Genomic DNA, 16,251 nt, shown 5'->3' with positions numbered 1-16,251 from the left:
GGGTATTAAGTGACCAATTGGACTCCCGAAAGTTGGAGAACGTTGCCAATACAGCAACAGCCAACGTATAAAGATAAAGAATTATTAGCGAATGTAGAAGCTCAAATTCATTCGTTTCCTCCTCTAGTTTTTGCAGAAGAGACTAGAGAATTACATCGTCAATTAGGCGAAGTAGCTAATGGCCGTGGATTTTTACTACAAGGTGGTGATTGCGCGGAATCCTTTAGTGATTTTAGTGCGACAAATATTCGCGATACATTTAAAGTTATGTTGCAAATGGCCGTAGTACTTACCTTCGGTGGTAAAGTACCGGTAACTAAGATTGCTCGTGTTGCAGGTCAATATGCTAAACCTCGTTCGTCGGACTTAGAAGAAGTTAACGGTGTTAAACTGCCAAGTTACCGTGGCGACATAGTGAATAGTTTTGAGTTTAATGAGTTAGCTCGTGAACCTGATCCTCAACGTTTAGTGACAGCTTACCATCACTCTGCATCAACACTGAATTTGTTAAGAGCCTTTGCACAAGGTGGACTAGCAGACTTGCATCAAGTAAACCGTTGGAACATGAGCTTTGTTGAGTCAAATCCAAACAGAGACCGTTACCAGCATTTAGCTGATCAGTTAAAAGAAACGCTAGATTTCATGCAAGTTATAGGACTTACGTCTGAAACGACGCCAATGATTAAAGAAACGCAACTGTTTACGTCGCATGAGGCATTGCTTCTTAACTACGAACAAGCGTTAACGCGTAAAGATCATTTAACGGATAAATGGTACGACTGCTCTGCGCACATGGTTTGGATTGGTGAGCGTACGCGTCAATTAGATCATGCACACATTGAGTTTTTCAAAGGCATTAATAACCCGATTGGCGTTAAAGTAGGTCCAGGTATGCAACCTGATGAACTTATTAAACTAATTGATGCATTAAACCCAAATAATGTACCTGGTCGTTTAACCTTGATTACTCGTATGGGCGCTGATGTTATTGGTAAGAAGTTACCAGCACTTGTGCAACGTGTGAAGCAAGAAGGTCGTCATGTTGTATGGAGTTCAGATCCAATGCATGGCAATACAATTAAAGCCAGCAACGGTTATAAAACACGTAACTTTGATGCGGTACTAACTGAAATTCAAGACTTCTTTAGCGTTCATAAAGCGGAAGGCACTTGGGCTGGCGGTGTTCACTTTGAAATGACAGGTCAACACGTTACAGAATGTACCGGTGGTGCTTACGGTTTAAGTGAAGCTGATTTAAGCAAGCGTTATGAAACACAATGTGATCCTCGTTTGAATGCCGATCAAGTATTGGAACTCGCGTTTCTAATTACAGATGCACTTAAAGACGCAAGATAAAGTTATGAACAATGTGCGTTATCCCGTTATTGATTGGTTTCGGGGTTTCGCAATTTTGTTAATGGTGATTTATCACCTATGTTACGACCTAGATGTTTTTGGTTATATTGATACGGTATTTGGTACTGGTTATTGGGTACCGTTTCGTTACGTTATTGTTATAAGTTTTTTACTGTTAGTTGGCCTCAGTTTACAGTTTGTTCATTACAAAAAAATAAACGTTAAAAACGTGAAGGTTAGAACCCTGCAACTAGGTTTAGCCAGTGCAGTTGTGACAATTTCCTCTTATTTTATTGCTCCGCAAAAAGCCACTTTGTTTGGTATTTTACATCTTATTTTACTAGCCAGTTGGTTAGGCCTGCTATTCATAAATCGACCTAAGCTAAGTGCTATCGCTGGCACCACTATTTTTGCACTAGGCCACTTTGTTGAAACAAAGCTGTTTGATTCTAACTGGTTACATTGGATAGGAATGGTTGAATACGTGCGCCCAGCGCTAGATTACGCACCATTATTTCCTTGGTTTGGTGTTGTGTTGTGGGGGATTGCGCTCGGTTATGTAATACAGTGCAATGTTTTTATTAGCCGCAGTTTGCTAAATATTAATGTCACTCAGTCTAAATTTAATTCGTTTTTAAATTGGGCTGGCAAACATAGTCTTATCATTTACCTTATTCACCAGCCTTTAATGTATGGCGTATTAATGGTTGTGTCGGGCTAACTTCATTGCTGAAATTATTTTTGCCGATATCTCTTCAACCGAAAAGTGCGTGGTATTGATAAAAGGTATTTTATTGCCTTTATACATGCGCTCAACTTCACGCAATTCCATTCTGCACTGCCTTAGAGAAGCGTATTTACTGTTTGCATAACGCTCATTTCTTATTGCAGCAAGTCTATTTGGTTCAATGGTAAGTCCAAAGATCTTACGTTTGTTTTCTTTCAGAACCGCAGACAGTTTAAAGTCTTCCATGTCATCTTCAGTAAAAGGGTAGTTTGCTGCTTTAATTCCGTACTGGAGCGCTAAATAAATACTGGTAGGTGTTTTACCACTTCGAGACACTCCAACTAATATTACATCGGCATCTTTATAATTATCAGTTGTTTGGCCGTCATCGTTAGTAAGAGCAAAGTTCATCGCTTCTATTCGAGCGTCATATTTATGCTCTTTAATAGAGTGCGTTCTATGCTTAACGGGATTTGCTGGAACGTTTAGCTTATCGCTAATTACTTTTGAAAATGGTTCCAATACGTCAAAACATATTGAATGAGAGTCTGCAATTTTTTCAGCTAATGACTTATCTACGAAGGTATGAAATACAAAAGGGCGATGACCTGTAGTTTTAAAACGTCTATTTATCTGCTCTTTTAATAGATTAGCTTTTTCATCACTTTCAATAAATGGCACTGTTATATGCTCTATCGTAAAGTCATATTGAGACAAGGTAGCATGGCCAATGGTTTCAGCAGTAATGGCGGTGCCATCTGAAACATAAAATGCAGTGCGAGTCATAGTTGTCCTTTGTAGTAATAAATTTTCAAGTGCATTTAAATTTTACCAATTGAGGTTGGTTGTGTAGAATGCGCTCGCGTTTGTAAGTCTTTTTGTAATAATACAAATCATATAACAAAATAGGCTTCGAACTCTATTTTATCTCAAAACTTATTAAAATTAGTGGAGAATGTCACGTGCAGGAATATGTACTCTGGTATCAAGAATTAGGAATGAACGACGTCAACCAAGTTGGCGGTAAAAATGCGTCATTAGGCGAAATGATCAGTAACCTCGCCAATGCTGGAGTGAAAGTGCCGGGTGGATTTGCCACAACGTCTTTCGCGTTTAATGAATTTTTAGAACAAAGTGGTTTAGAAGCAAGGATTCATAATATCCTTGATACGTTAGATGTAGATGATATTGCTGCACTAACAAAAGCAGGTGAGCAAATTAGAAACTGGATCATTGAGACTCCGTTTACACCTGCATTAGAATCAGCGTTAGCAGAGTCTTATGAAAAATTAGCAGGTGAATTAGGCGAGCAAGCGTCATTTGCGGTTCGTTCTTCTGCCACTGCCGAAGACATGCCAGATGCATCATTTGCCGGTCAACAAGAAACTTTCCTTAATGTAAAAGGTTTAGACGCAGTAAAAGTTGCCGTTAAGCACGTTTTTGCATCTTTGTTTAATGACCGAGCTATTTCTTATCGCGTACACCAAGGTTATGACCACAAAGGCGTGGCATTATCAGCGGGCATTCAGCGCATGGTGCGCTCTGACCGTTCTTCTTCAGGTGTTATGTTCTCTATCGACACTGAATCAGGCTTTGAAGACGTTGTATTTGTAACGTCAGCGTTTGGCTTAGGCGAAATGGTTGTTCAAGGCGCAGTAAACCCTGATGAGTTTTACGTACATAAACCAACACTAAAAGCGGGTCGCCCAGCTGTAGTGAGAAAAACTATGGGTAGCAAAGCTATTCAAATGGTTTATGCCGATACTCAAGAGCACGGTAAGCAAGTAAAAATTGAAGATGTTGATGTAAACAAAGCAAATGAGTTTTCATTAACAGAAGAAGAAGTAATGGAGCTTGCAAAACAAGCCGTTATTATTGAACAACATTACGGCCGTCCAATGGATATTGAATGGGCCAAAGACGGTTTAGATAACCAACTTTATATTGTTCAAGCTAGACCGGAAACCGTTCGTAGTAACGAAGAAGCGAATGTAATCGAGACTTTCCAATTAGAGCGCCGAGGTACTGTTAAGTGTACAGGTCGTGCTATTGGTCATAAAGTCGGTTCGGGTGAAGCTAAAGTTCTTAAGTCTATTGCTGAGATGGATCAAATCAAGCCTGGCGATGTCCTAGTTACAGACATGACTGACCCAGATTGGGAACCTATCATGAAGCGAGCTTCTGCGATTGTAACTAACCGTGGTGGGCGTACTTGTCACGCAGCAATCATTGCTCGTGAACTAGGAATTCCAGCTGTAGTAGGTTGTGGCGATGCAACGTCTTTAATTACCACAGGTGATGAAGTAACAGTATCGTGTGCAGAAGGCGACACAGGTTACATTTACGGAGAAGTTTTACCATTTGAAGTGGTAACCTCAAAAGTAGATGAAATGCCTGACTTACCAGTGAAAGTAATGATGAACGTAGGTAACCCTGACCGTGCATTTGACTTTGCTAGGTTACCGCACGCAGGTATTGGTTTAGCTCGTTTAGAATTCATTATTAACCGTATGATTGGTGTGCACCCTAAAGCACTATTAAACTATGATGTGCAACCAACTGACGTTAAAGATGAAATCGACGAATTGATTGCGGGTTATGAGTCACCAGTTGAGTTTTACATCAACAAATTAAAAGAAGGCATTGCCACTTTAGCAGCTGCTTTTTATCCTCAAAAAGTTATCGTTCGTATGTCTGATTTTAAATCAAACGAATACGCTAACTTAGTTGGCGGTGAGCAGTACGAACCAGACGAAGAAAACCCAATGATTGGCTATCGAGGAGCTTCTCGATATATCTCTGACAGCTTCCGTGATTGTTTTGCGCTTGAGTGTGAAGCATTAAAACGTGTTCGTAATGAAATGGGCCTAACAAATGTAGAAGTAATGATCCCATTTGTAAGAACCGTTGGTGAAGCAAAACAAGTTGCTGAGTTACTAGACGAACATGGCTTAAAGCGCGGTGAAAATGGCCTTAGAGTTATTATGATGTGCGAGTTGCCATCTAATGCATTGTTGGCTGACCAATTCCTAGAGTACTTTGATGGGTTCTCAATTGGTTCAAACGATTTAACACAGCTGACGTTAGGTTTAGACCGTGATTCAGGTTTAATTGCACACTTATTTGATGAGCGTAATGAAGCCGTTAAAGCTTTATTATCTATGGCGATTAGAGCAGCGAAAAAAGCCGGTAAATACGTAGGTATTTGTGGTCAAGGGCCTTCAGATCATGAAGACTTTGCAAACTGGTTAGTAGAAGAGGGTATTGACTCTGTTTCTTTAAACCCAGATACAGTATTAGAAACATGGTTGTATTTAGCGGAACAAGAACAAAAACGTTCTTAACCCAATAGTACAAGACGCACCTTAGTAAAAGTCAGCCATGTGCTGGCTTTTATTTTGCGTGACACTTTTTAAATTTTTTACCTGAACCGCATGGGCATTGTTCATTGCGTTCAATTTTGATGATTGGTGTATCAAACAGTTCTCCACTATCGTATTTCCACGCGTCATCCTCTATTACAAAATATGACTGTTCATGTATTTGTTGTAAATAACCGTCTGCAATAAAATCCGCTTTAAACTCTACAGTAGTGTCTGTAGCTTCAACAATTGTAAGACCTATAAAGTGACAACTCATACACGCTGCTTTTAGATCTTGTTCAGTTAACTCTAACTTTAGTTTGTTAGAACTTGTTTGGTATAAATAATCACTAGTGCCAGTAGCAAATGCAACATAACGAGAGCGCATTAATTGCAATGGGTTATCCGCGTTACGCTTAGCAGAGATAATATCCTGACAAGGGCACGAGACTTCTTTAGATTTACACAAACAGGGTGACAATATTTAACGCCTTATAAATGAGTAGTAACAGCCCCAAATTAATGAGCTTGCAGTGCGCCCTCAATGTTATCAGATTTTATAGCGTGAATCGCTACTTCCGAATCGGCCCCTTTTAAATAGATTGATTTTTGCTGTTCTGAAGATAGTGCGTCTTCCCAAAAGATTATAGCTGAGCAATTGTGATGTTTAATTGCTTCACTCGCAGTAAAAAATACGTCTTGGCAATGTTTCTTTTGAAAAACAATTACCTTATTAACATCTATACTATTGCGAGTTAAAAACTCTTTTGTTGGGCGACCATCAGGGGCAATAAGTAAAATCCAACCGGCTTGGGTACTATATAACTTTAGTAAAGGTATTAGTCCAATGTCACTTTTAGTAATATTATTCAAAGGGTTAAACTGATATTCTGTTTTTTCGTTTATAAGATTATTAAGCATTTTTGAAACCACTGGATAAATGAACAGTGGTTGTAATTTAGTTGGTTTTTTATACCACTGCAAGTTTTTTATTCATTTAATGTAATAAAATTTTTATAGGACTTAGTTTTGAAGAGTTTCAACAAATATTTATTAACGATTATCTTTTTATCACCTATCGTCGCGTTTTAATAACGACGACTCAATCGTTTAATAAACTTGATAGTCTGCAAATAGGAGACAGCGAGTTAACAACTTCTATTACTAAGTCTTATTATGTAGATGAAGGACAAGGGGCGTTTTTAGATCAACAACTTAAAGAGTTAAGCTTATTCGATTTACCTTACAAGGACTTTACTGGCACCTTAAATTGGGGATTTGACAATAGAACGTTTTATTACAAATACGAAATAGAAAACCTATCAAAAGAGGCAAGAAGCTATGTTGTCCATTTTGACAATCCTACAATAGATAGGTTAAGCGTTTTTGAGGTGACCAACGCACAAAATGTATTATTGGCAGAGTTTGGTGATACCGCTAAAAATGTAAGTCAGAGTAATAAAGCCATGCCATCCGTTATAGTTGGAGTTCCTTCTGGGCAAACTAGAACACTGGTTTTTGTATCCAAAACAACAGGCGCTGCTTTTTTACCTGTACTTATTTTCCTATCCGACAGCTTCTCAGAGTATCAACAGTTCATATATTTAATTTGGGGAGCGTTTATCGGTATTTCCGTACTTATGTCGCTTTACAATTTAATCCTTTTTGCTGGTGCCAATGAACGAATATATTTGTATTACATTGGGTACGTGTGTTTTTTCCTTGTACAGCTCGGTGCATTGCATGGTTTTAACGCTTATATAATTGGTGGTGAGTTAAATCAATGGTTATCAAAAAACATAAATGTTCTCAGTTGTTTTGTCAGTTTTTTCTCGGTTAAATTGGCATTACGATTTTTAAAGCTCGATCACCTAAAGGATTATATATGGGTGAAAGTTGCGAATATTTATAGTTATAGTCTGGCGTTTTTTGCTTTTGTATTCATTTTTTTAGAAGAGTCTACGGCAGCTTCTATATTTTTCTTCTTGTTAATTGCCGCTTATACAATCGCAATTGCGTTGATGCTCTATAAATTTAAAGAGCGTATTAAGTGGACTAAGTACTATATTATTTCGTGGGTGCCGCTATTTGTTGGTGCTGGTTTAGGCTCCTTAATGTTTGCGGGCGTGTCAGAGTATAGTTTTTGGAATCGTCACGCTTCACTAATGGGCGTGCTAACCGAAATGGTTTTAATATCTATGGCTTTGGCGGAGCGATTAAGGAACAGTGAAGCAGAGCGTCTATATCAAGCATCCCATGAACCTTACTACAAGTTACCAAATGTAAACTTATTGGAGCAGAAAGGGCTCGAGCTAAGCACTAATAATACAAACTTTGATTTTTCTATCGTTTCTGTGTCTATCAACAACTATGAATCATTAGAATCGTACATTCCAAAAGATAGACTAAAGGAAGTTGTTTATAAATTCTTAACTGACATCGAACAAAGGTTAAGTTTAGATTTACAGCTAGTAGATTTTGATTCGGACTCTTATTTACCAAATGTGGCCATGCTAAATGACGGCGTGTTTAGCTTTTTAGTCTCAAGTAGTGACCAAATGCTCTTGAGTAGTGCCTTAAAAAAGTGTCAGAACGTCAGCCTATAAAAATGGAAATACCAGAGCTGCCCCTGCAGTTAAACTTCGTTGTGGGTGCCTCATCATTTATTGATAGTCCCTACGGAGTAACGGACGTTATTTATAAGGCGCAGTTAGCTCTTGAACAGGCTAAGGAATTAAACAAAAACGTATGGATATTTAGTCAATCGGAACCAGAAGCTAATAATAGAAAATTTAGAATGGCCAGCGACATCAAGTTGGCAATGCGAAGTGGCGAAATGTTTGTTAAGTATCAACCTCAGTTTGATATTGATAGTGGTGAGATAGTTACTTTTGAAGCGTTACTAAGATGGAGACATCCCGAATTAGGAAATTTAAACCCTTTAGAAGTAATAACTGTTGCAGAAGACACTGGGCTCATTGAAGAAGTTACTATTTGGCTAATAGAAGCGTCATGCCGTAACTTCTCACGTTTTTACAGCGCTGACAAAAGCAATGAGCTTTGTATTGCTATCAATATGTCGACGCAGGTTATTCTATCGCCTTCTTTCTCGCAACGGGTCATGGATATTATTGAAAACCATAAACTTAAAGCGAGTCAATTTTTACTGGAAATTACGGAAAGGTCATTCAAGTCTGATTCACAACAATTAGAACATAAAATTCGAAAGCTTAGGGCTTTGGGTTTCAAAATTGCTATTGACGACTTTGGTACAGGCTCAGCATCATTAACATATCTTAATAAAGGGATATTTAACGCCTTAAAAATTCCAAAAAATTCATTCAATCTATGCCAGGCAATGAGCGTAGCCAAAGCATTGTAAGATCTTGTATATCTTTGGCAAACCAACTAGAGATGGATGTCGTTGCTGAAGGTGTAGAACGAGAGATTGAACTGGATTTATTAAAAACAATGGATTGTAAAAGTGCACAGGGCTTTTTGTTGTCCTATCCACTCACCGTGGAGGAAATAGAAGAGCAAATTGAAAAAGGCTGGAAGCTAAACGGAGTTGATTAATTTTCGGCAATAGCTGTTCAGTCAATTGGTAATTTTAGATTAGTGAACTCTTCTTTAAGTTGCTTAATTATAGAGGGGTCTGTTCCTAAACTGGCAGCTAAATAAAACTCTTCAGATAGCTCCTTGAAGGTATAAATCGTTTTGAAATCGGATGATTCACATCCGGTTTTTTTACAATAATACTGAACGATATGACGATTAGCAGGAATAGCATCAATCCTGTGTCTTTCTAACATTTTCATAGTAGAAACGGAACTAACGATCTCTACTAACTCTCGTTCAAATTCAAATCCATTCTTGCTTAAAAAGTTAGCTACGGCGTCCTGACGCTTAACCCCAATTTGAATATTCGACAAGTATTCTAAATCGTCTACTGGTTTAATATCGGCATCTCTAAGTGAAATGAGCCGAGTAGTAACGTGTGCAACTTTACCAATCCAGATAAATTTATCTTCTCTTTCAGGTGTTCTAATTAGAGAGAAAATTAACGTATTGGGCTGATTTAATGCAATTTCATAAGCTCTAGCCCATGGCATTACGTCAACTTTACTAGTGGGTAATACTATATCAATAAGCTCAGAGACTTCTTTTCCTACTGAGCCTCCAATTAAATCATTATTGCGACTAATTTGATAAGGCGGAAAATGATCGGTCACTATTCGAATGATACCGTCGTTGGATTTTGCCGGAACCTGAAGGCTGAAAACAATTAGTAGTGATGACAATACTCTTGAGGCATTAGACAAAATAGTGGAATCCATAAAAATAACTATCTTTAATTAATAGCGCGTGATCGTTATTCTTGCAAAAATAGGTAGTACATAAGCTATTAACGTAACCAGGAAAACTATTGAAAAATCAATTTCGAGCTGTTCAATTTGCCATAGTGGCCGTTTTGCTTTGGTCAACGGTGGCCACCGCATTTAAAATGTCATTGGCTGGCATGACGCCAATACAGCTTTTATCAGTAGCCAGTATTTCTTCGTTTATTGTTTTATTCTCTGTAGTAATGTTTACTGGGCGTATAGTTACTTTTAAAATAACACTAAGGAAAAAGTGGAAGTCCTTTGTCTTCTTTTCCTTATTAAATCCAGTTGCATACTACTTAGTATTGTTCTCCGCTTATGATCGATTACCTGCTTCTCAAGCTCAATCGTTAAATTACACTTGGGCCATTGCACTTACTGTTTTGAGTGCCGTTTTTTTGGGTCAGACGATTAGAAAGCGAGATTGGGTTGCTTGTTTCCTAGGCTATTTTGGGGTTTTCATTATAGCGACGCGTGGCAACATATTTAACTTAGAGTTTGAAGACTCACTTGGCGTAGGTCTCGCGCTACTTTCTACTTTTTTATGGGCGACGTACTGGATTTTGAATACAAAAATGAAAACGGATCCTATCGTATCAGTGTGTTTGTGTTTCTTTTTTGGTTCGTTGTGGTTGTTACCCGGTGCAATTTACTTTGGTGGCTTTAGCGGAATCACGCAATCTGCTCTGTTTGGCGCAATTTATGTTGGCTTGTTTGAAATGGGGATAACGTTTGTGTTTTGGCTAATGGCAATGCGTTACGCAACCAATACGTCGTTAATTAGTAACCTAATCTTTGTTTCGCCATTCATATCATTACTACTTTTGCATTTTGTTATTGGCGAAGAGATATTCGCATCAACAATAATTGGTTTAGCAATCATAATTTTAGGCTTGTTGGTACAGAATCTGAACTATAGAAAGTGATTGGTACAACCGAGTGGATTCGAACCACCGACCCCCACCATGTCAAGGTGGTGCTCTAACCAGCTGAGCTACGGTTGTATAACACGAGTATCGCGAAGAGGTTGTATGCTAAACAACGGGCTTTTAAAGTGCAAGCCGTTTTAACATAATTTTGATTCAACTGATTAATTTCCCAACAAAACCTGAACTTAACGCCTCTATTGTAAGTATTCTAGAGAAAGGTGTTGGGCTCATTGGCCAATTTTTTATATAGTAGCGGTTCTAAAGTTGAGGGCTAATTAATGTTTACAGGTATTGTGCAAACAAAAGCAACGGTTATCGGTATTACCGGTCACAACGCATTTAAGACGATATGCTTGTCGGTAGGAAATGAATATCTAGAAAGACTTACGATAGGGGCAAGTATCGCAATTAACGGTGTTTGCCTAACAGTGACTAAGTTTGAAAGCCGGTTGTCTGACGTGGTTGGGCAAGTGTTTTTTGATGTAATTGATGAAACGCTCGATGTAACTAACTTGAAGTTTATAAAGCAGGGCGACCACGTTAACTTTGAACGAAGTGTTACTTTTGGCACTGAAATTGGTGGTCATATTGTATCTGGCCATATTCACGCTACGGCGATTTTAGAAAAGGTTGAGCGAAGCCCTGATAATGTAAAAATGACGTTAACTATTGACCCACAATGGATGAAGTACATTCTTCACAAAGGGTTTGTTGGTATTAACGGCTGTAGCCTAACAGTTGGCGATGTTAGCTCAGATAGTTTTGCACTGCACCTCATTCCAGAGACGTTGCAAATTACCAACTTGGGTAATTACGAAGAGGGCGATCAGTTAAATATTGAAGTTGATCAACAAACATATACAACGGTTCAAACCGTTGAGCGTTACTTAAAATCACAAAGTCGTTTTAACTAGTCACTTTACCTAGTCGATTTAATTAGTGAAGCTGTAACCGTTTCTGGCTAGTAGATTTGTTCGTCATCGGCATCTACTTTCAATTCTACCTTTTGCCTGAGTTCGTCAATGTGGGTATTTAAGTGAATAGCGTTGCAGCAAGCTGAACAGTCTTCGTAGTAGTCTTGATCACCATTTGACATATCAAATTGAAAACTAACGTGTTGCCCACAGTGTGGGCATTCTATGGTTTTAGAAAATGTATCCATAAGCCTTCCTCAATATTAGGCTTTACTTCCCCCATTTATGCTTCTGCCACCATCCACTGCCAAAATCTGTCCTGTTACATACGTAGCTTTGCTCATATACAAAATAGCTTCCGCTATATCTTCGGGAGAACCTAACCTAGCTAAGCCTATCTCACTGAGTACTTGTTTCTTGTCTTGTTCCGATAGGTCGTTTTCGTGCCAAAGTATCGCACCTGGTGCAATACCATTCACTCTAATATTAGGCGCTAATTCACGAGAAAGCGATTTTGTTAGCATCACTAATCCTGCTTTAGCCATACAGTAAACTGGATAATCTTTTAACGGACGATCAGCATGTATATCTACCATATTGACAACATTACCTTTATTTTTGGTTAACTCAGGTAACAGGTTTTTAATTAAGAAAAAGGGCGCTTTAAGATTAGTTCCCATTAAGTCGTCCCAAACGTCTTCATTTACATCGTTGACGGGGGTTGGATAAAATGAAGATGCATTATTTACTAGCATATCAATACGACCAAATGCGGCCGTTGCGTTGTCAGCTAAAGACTGAAGCTCGTCTAATTTCGTAATATCTGCTTTGACACGTTTTGCAGAGTTTGAGCGCATCGCATTTAGTTCTGAAACAAATGCATCAGCTTCGTCGGTAGAGTGGTTACAATGGACAACAATGTTATAGCCATTTTGGTGTAAAAGAGTTGCGGTTTGTTTACCGATTCTTTTTGCTGCTCCAGTTACTAAAACCGTAGGAGAGGTGGTTTTCATTTGTCTTTCCAACTATAAAATTTAAAAATAATGAGGCTAGTACGTAATAAACCTAAAATAAGCCTAAATATATTCGTTAATGCGCTTACGTCGCTTGAGATCTAGCTTAAGATAAAATAACATTCGCTTCAGACAAATGTCGAATTCTCGGCCCAGTTTAAATGGATTGTAACCGTTTAACACGCCAAAACTTTAAAATTTATACTGTATATGCGACGCATTGTAGGCGCCGCCACTGTACTAAGGAAATAAAATGCCTGTTATTACTCTTCCTGACGGTAGTCAACGCTCGTTTGATAATGCTGTTTCTGTTCTTGATGTTGCTGGTGACATTGGCCCTGGTTTAGCAAAAGCGACCATAGCTGGTGTTGTTGATGGCAACCGCGTTGATGCAAAAGACCTAATTACCGAAGATGCTAAATTGCAAATCATCACTGCCAAAGACGATGATGGATTAGAAATTATTCGTCACTCTTGTGCGCACCTATTAGGACATGCGATTAAGCAATTGTTCCCAGATGTAAAAATGGCAATTGGTCCTACTATTGATAACGGCTTTTATTATGATGTAGACCTAGATCACTCTTTGTCTCAAGACGATATTGCTGCTATTGAAAAGCGTATGCTTGAATTAGCAAAAACGAATTATGAAGTTGTTAAGAAACCGTTTCTTGGCAAGAAGCTCGTGACGCTTTTGAAGCGCGTGGCGAGACTTACAAATTACAAATCTTAGATGAGAATATTGATAAGTCTGACAAACCAGGTTTATATCATCACGAAGAATACATCGACATGTGTCGTGGTCCTCACGTTCCAAACATGAAGTTTTGCCAACACTTTAAACTGATGAAAGTTGCTGGTGCGTACTGGCGCGGTAACTCTGATAACAAAATGTTACAGCGCGTTTACGGCACAGCATGGGCAGACAAAAAACAACTTAAAGGTTACTTAAAGCGTTTGGAAGAAGCTGAGAAGCGTGATCACCGTAAAATTGGTAAAGCGTTAGATTTATTCCACTGGCAAGAAGAGGCGCCAGGCATGGTATTTTGGCATAACGATGGTTACGCTATTTATACTGAACTAGAGCGCTTTATTCGTCGCAAGTTAACTGAATATAACTACGACGAAGTTAAAGGTCCATTAATGATGGATAGAAGCTTGTGGGAAAATCAGGTCACTGGGACAAGTACGCAGACAACATGTTTACGACAAGTTCTGAAAACCGTGAATATGCTATCAAACCAATGAACTGCCCGGCCACGTTCAAATCTTTAACCAAGGCTTAAAGTCTTACCGAGACTTGCCATTGCGTATGGCTGAGTTTGGTTGTTGTCACCGTAATGAGCCATCAGGTGCATTACACGGTTTAATGCGTGTTTCGTGGCTTTACTCAAGACGACGCTCATATTTTCTGTACTGAAGAGCAAATTCAAGAAGAAGTTATTGGCTGTATTCAAATGGTTTTTGATACTTATAAAACGTTTGGTTTTGAAAATGTGTCAATTAAACTTTCTACGCGTCCAGAGCAGCGCGTAGGTAGCGATGAAATTTGGGACAAAGCAGAAAAAGCATTGGCTGATGCGTTAGATGCAAATGATTAGAGTATGACTTGCAGCCTGGTGAAGGTGCATTCTATGGTCCTAAAATTGAATTCACATTACATGACTGTTTAGGTCGTGCTTGGCAATGTGGTACGGTTCAAGTTGATTTCTCGATGCCAGGTCGTTTAGGTGCAACTTACGTTGGTGAAGACAACGAACGTAAACACCCGTTATGATCCACAGAGCAATCTTAGGTTCGTTAGAACGATTTATTGGAATTTTGATTGAAGAGTACGCAGGTCTTCTTCCAACATGGTTGGCCCCAAAACAGGTAGTAATTATGAATATTACCGATTCACAAGCCGAATATGTGAAAAAAGTGGAAGAAAAGTTGAAGCAAAGTGGAATTAGAGTCATTTCGGACTTGAGAAATGAGAAGATAGGCTTTAAAATCCGTGAGCACACTCTTAAGCGTATTCCGTTTATGTTGGTTGTTGGCGAAAAAGAGAAGGAATCAGCACAAGTTGCAGTTCGAACTCGAAAGGTGACGATATGGGCTCAATGCCAATCGATGACTTTATCGCACAATTTAATGAAGTAGTGAGCAAATACGAATAATATTCGTAACTAATATCGAGCATCGCAATGAGTATAAAATTATAGAAAACGACTCGCGTGCTTTATTTATAATTTTTTTGGAGGATTTTGCCATTAGAGCGCAAAACAAACGTGGCCAAAAGGCTGCTCAAAACAGGTTAAATGAAGAAATTACCGTTCAAGAAGTTCGATTAGTCGGCGTTGAAGGTGAACCTTAGGTGTGTTTCTATTAAAGAAGCATTAGCAGCGTCAGTTGAAGCAGGATGGATCTTGTAGAGATCAGTCCAAATGCTGAGCCACCTGTTTGTAAAGTTATGGACTACGGCACATTCCTATACGAAAAGAGTAAAGCTCAAAAGAGCAAAAGAAGAAGCAAAAACAGATTCAGGTTAGGAAATTAAATTCCGTCCTGGAACTGATGAAGGCGATTACCAGGTAAACTACGCAACCTGCGTCGCTTCATTGAAGCTGGAGACAAGGCGAAAGTCACTATCCGCTTCCGTGGTCGAGAGATGGCTCAGCAAGATATCGGACTAGATCTACTAAGACGTTTAAAGCGGATTTAGAAGAAATTTCTACGTGCGAATCTTTCCCTTCACGTGCTGAAGGTAGACAGATGATCATGGTACTCGCACCACTAAGAGCAACTAAGCTCTTAAACTAGTCGGTAGGTAAGGCCTTTACAAGTAATTGGTGAGTTTCGACAAACCAGTTTCGCCTTAATACCATTTTAATTAACACTCTAACAATGCGGAGTCTAGGCAATGCCTAAAATGAAAACTCATAGCGGCGCGGCAAAGCGCTTTAAAAAGACTGCTCTGGTGTTACAAACGTAAACAGTCTCACTTACGTCACATTTTGACTAAGAAGAGCTCTAAGCGTAAACGTCACTTACGTAGCAAGTTAATGGTTTCTTCATAGATAAGCCGTTGATTCGATCGTATGTTAGCTGGCGCTTAAGAGAGGAGACTGAATAATGGCAAGAGTAAACGGGTGTACAAGCTCGCAAGAGTCACAAAAAGTACTAAAGGCAGCTAAAGGTTATTACGGAGCACGTTCACGTGTTTACCGCGTCGCATTCCAAGCTGTACAAAAGCAGGTCAATATGCATACCGTGACGTCGTCAAAAGAAACGTGTTTTCCGTCAATTATGGATTGCTCGTATCAATGCAGCGCTCGTCAAAACGGTTTGTCATACGGCAAATTCATGAACGGCTTGAAAAGGCGTCTATTGAAGTAAATCGTAAGATCCTTGCTGACATCGCTGTTCACGACCAAGCAACATTCGCTGTTTTAGTTACTAAAGCAAACGAAGCGTTAGCTGCTTAATCAAGCCAAAATTTGATTTGATGAAAGGAAGCTAGGCTTCCTTTTTTAATACCTAAAATTTACGATGTTCTTCAAGCCGGTTAAATTACTAACTAACGGTT

14 protein-coding genes, 1 tRNA gene and 4 pseudogenes are annotated in these 16,251 nt (G+C 39.0%); 12 read left to right on the top strand and 7 right to left on the bottom strand.

Features of this window, described 5'->3' with window-relative positions; all coding sequences use genetic code 11:
- The first annotated feature begins 9 nt into the window (after positions 1–9).
- Positions 10–1,356, top strand: a complete 1,347-nt coding sequence (locus GNP35_RS00095) for a class II 3-deoxy-7-phosphoheptulonate synthase (protein ID WP_330997648.1) — start codon at positions 10–12, stop codon at positions 1,354–1,356.
- Between the two features lie 4 nt (positions 1,357–1,360).
- The gene (locus GNP35_RS00090) at positions 1,361–2,077 is read left to right on the top strand and encodes a heparan-alpha-glucosaminide N-acetyltransferase (RefSeq protein WP_196492361.1); all 717 of its coding nucleotides are present in this window, start codon (positions 1,361–1,363) and stop codon (positions 2,075–2,077) included.
- On the opposite strand, the gene ppsR is transcribed toward GNP35_RS00090, so the two are convergent.
- Entirely contained in the window at positions 2,057–2,869 is an 813-nt protein-coding gene (ppsR, locus tag GNP35_RS00085; protein ID WP_155693410.1) for a posphoenolpyruvate synthetase regulatory kinase/phosphorylase PpsR, read from the bottom strand. The two genes, GNP35_RS00090 and ppsR, sit on opposite strands and share 21 nt — an antisense overlap.
- Before the next feature lie 176 nt (positions 2,870–3,045).
- Here ppsR and ppsA point away from each other — a divergent pair, with 176 nt between their 5' ends.
- Positions 3,046–5,427: a phosphoenolpyruvate synthase gene (ppsA, locus tag GNP35_RS00080; protein ID WP_330997647.1), complete on the top strand. Its 2,382-nt coding sequence runs from the start codon at positions 3,046–3,048 to the stop codon at positions 5,425–5,427.
- A 49-nt stretch (positions 5,428–5,476) separates the two neighbouring features.
- Here ppsA and GNP35_RS00075 read toward each other — a convergent pair whose 3' ends face one another.
- The gene (locus GNP35_RS00075) at positions 5,477–5,926 is read right to left on the bottom strand and encodes a YchJ family protein (protein ID WP_155693406.1); all 450 of its coding nucleotides are present in this window, start codon (positions 5,924–5,926) and stop codon (positions 5,477–5,479) included.
- A 38-nt stretch (positions 5,927–5,964) separates the two neighbouring features.
- Positions 5,965–6,366, bottom strand: a complete 402-nt coding sequence (locus tag GNP35_RS00070; RefSeq protein WP_155693404.1) for a SulA-like leucine-rich domain-containing protein — start codon at positions 6,364–6,366, stop codon at positions 5,965–5,967.
- An 89-nt stretch (positions 6,367–6,455) separates the two neighbouring features.
- On the opposite strand from GNP35_RS00070, the gene GNP35_RS00065 reads away from it, so the two are divergent.
- Together GNP35_RS00065 and GNP35_RS00060 are read left to right on the top strand one after the other, a co-directional pair.
- On the top strand, positions 6,456–8,051 hold the full coding sequence (locus GNP35_RS00065) for a 7TMR-DISM family protein (protein WP_330997685.1): 1,596 nt from the start codon (positions 6,456–6,458) through the stop codon (positions 8,049–8,051).
- A gap of 2 nt (positions 8,052–8,053) precedes the next feature.
- Positions 8,054–9,021 (top strand): annotated as a pseudogene (locus GNP35_RS00060) (EAL domain-containing protein).
- Between the two features lie 17 nt (positions 9,022–9,038).
- Here GNP35_RS00060 and GNP35_RS00050 read toward each other — a convergent pair.
- Complete coding sequence (locus GNP35_RS00050) at positions 9,039–9,782, bottom strand: substrate-binding periplasmic protein (RefSeq protein WP_155693395.1); 744 nt, start codon at positions 9,780–9,782, stop codon at positions 9,039–9,041.
- An 89-nt stretch (positions 9,783–9,871) separates the two neighbouring features.
- On the opposite strand from GNP35_RS00050, the gene GNP35_RS00045 reads away from it, so the two are divergent.
- Positions 9,872–10,753 carry a DMT family transporter gene (locus tag GNP35_RS00045; RefSeq protein WP_196492360.1) on the top strand — a complete coding sequence of 294 codons (882 nt, stop codon included), beginning with the start codon at positions 9,872–9,874 and terminating at the stop codon, positions 10,751–10,753.
- Between the two features lies 1 nt (position 10,754).
- On the opposite strand, the gene GNP35_RS00040 is transcribed toward GNP35_RS00045, so the two are convergent.
- Positions 10,755–10,831 (bottom strand) — tRNA-Val (locus GNP35_RS00040).
- A gap of 203 nt (positions 10,832–11,034) precedes the next feature.
- On the opposite strand from GNP35_RS00040, the gene GNP35_RS00035 reads away from it, so the two are divergent.
- The gene (locus tag GNP35_RS00035; RefSeq protein ID WP_155693393.1) at positions 11,035–11,670 is read left to right on the top strand and encodes a riboflavin synthase subunit alpha; all 636 of its coding nucleotides are present in this window, start codon (positions 11,035–11,037) and stop codon (positions 11,668–11,670) included.
- 47 nt (positions 11,671–11,717) lie between these two features.
- On the opposite strand, the gene GNP35_RS00030 is transcribed toward GNP35_RS00035, so the two are convergent.
- Together GNP35_RS00030 and GNP35_RS00025 are read right to left on the bottom strand one after the other, a co-directional pair.
- Positions 11,718–11,918 carry a CPXCG motif-containing cysteine-rich protein gene (locus GNP35_RS00030; protein ID WP_155693391.1) on the bottom strand — a complete coding sequence of 67 codons (201 nt, stop codon included), beginning with the start codon at positions 11,916–11,918 and terminating at the stop codon, positions 11,718–11,720.
- A gap of 15 nt (positions 11,919–11,933) precedes the next feature.
- A complete protein-coding gene (locus tag GNP35_RS00025) occupies positions 11,934–12,683 on the bottom strand; it encodes a pteridine reductase (protein ID WP_155693389.1) in 750 nt (249 codons plus the stop codon).
- Between the two features lie 253 nt (positions 12,684–12,936).
- Between GNP35_RS00025 and thrS the strand changes: the two are divergent.
- From thrS to GNP35_RS15215, 5 genes and pseudogenes are all read left to right on the top strand, one after another.
- A pseudogene (gene thrS / locus GNP35_RS00020) lies at positions 12,937–14,842 on the top strand (threonine--tRNA ligase).
- 77 nt (positions 14,843–14,919) lie between these two features.
- Positions 14,920–15,485 (top strand): annotated as a pseudogene (infC, locus tag GNP35_RS00015) (translation initiation factor IF-3).
- Between the two features lie 100 nt (positions 15,486–15,585).
- Positions 15,586–15,742: pseudogene (gene rpmI, locus GNP35_RS00010) on the top strand (50S ribosomal protein L35).
- A 55-nt stretch (positions 15,743–15,797) separates the two neighbouring features.
- The gene (locus GNP35_RS16435) at positions 15,798–16,061 is read left to right on the top strand and encodes a 50S ribosomal protein L20 (RefSeq protein ID WP_155693386.1); all 264 of its coding nucleotides are present in this window, start codon (positions 15,798–15,800) and stop codon (positions 16,059–16,061) included.
- Positions 15,989–16,150, top strand: a complete 162-nt coding sequence (locus tag GNP35_RS15215; protein ID WP_414153657.1) for a 50S ribosomal protein L20 — start codon at positions 15,989–15,991, stop codon at positions 16,148–16,150. The genes GNP35_RS16435 and GNP35_RS15215 overlap by 73 nt, the downstream gene beginning before the upstream one ends.
- Positions 16,151–16,251: the final 101 nt, after the last annotated feature.

Origin of the sequence: Psychrosphaera haliotis (genome assembly GCF_009728465.1) — a bacterium.
Classification (GTDB): domain Bacteria; phylum Pseudomonadota; class Gammaproteobacteria; order Enterobacterales; family Alteromonadaceae; genus Psychrosphaera; species Psychrosphaera haliotis.
The sequence above is the reverse complement of the archived record's forward strand: the minus strand, read 5'-3'. Positions and strand labels throughout refer to the sequence as shown.

Bases quoted from the DNA above. Each gene is read 5' to 3' on its own strand.
- GNP35_RS00090 (WP_196492361.1), top strand. From the start codon at position 1,361: ATGAACAATGTGCGTTATCCCGTTATTGATTGGTTTCGGGGTTTCGCA.
- ppsR (WP_155693410.1), bottom strand. From the start codon at position 2,869: ATGACTCGCACTGCATTTTATGTTTCAGATGGCACCGCCATTACTGCT.
- GNP35_RS00070 (WP_155693404.1), bottom strand. From the start codon at position 6,366: ATGCTTAATAATCTTATAAACGAAAAAACAGAATATCAGTTTAACCCT.
- GNP35_RS00050 (WP_155693395.1), bottom strand. From the start codon at position 9,782: ATGGATTCCACTATTTTGTCTAATGCCTCAAGAGTATTGTCATCACTA.
- GNP35_RS00035 (WP_155693393.1), top strand. From the start codon at position 11,035: ATGTTTACAGGTATTGTGCAAACAAAAGCAACGGTTATCGGTATTACC.
- GNP35_RS00030 (WP_155693391.1), bottom strand. From the start codon at position 11,918: ATGGATACATTTTCTAAAACCATAGAATGCCCACACTGTGGGCAACAC.
- GNP35_RS00025 (WP_155693389.1), bottom strand. From the start codon at position 12,683: ATGAAAACCACCTCTCCTACGGTTTTAGTAACTGGAGCAGCAAAAAGA.
- GNP35_RS16435 (WP_155693386.1), top strand. From the start codon at position 15,798: ATGGCAAGAGTAAACGGGTGTACAAGCTCGCAAGAGTCACAAAAAGTA.
- GNP35_RS15215 (WP_414153657.1), top strand. From the start codon at position 15,989: ATGCAGCGCTCGTCAAAACGGTTTGTCATACGGCAAATTCATGAACGG.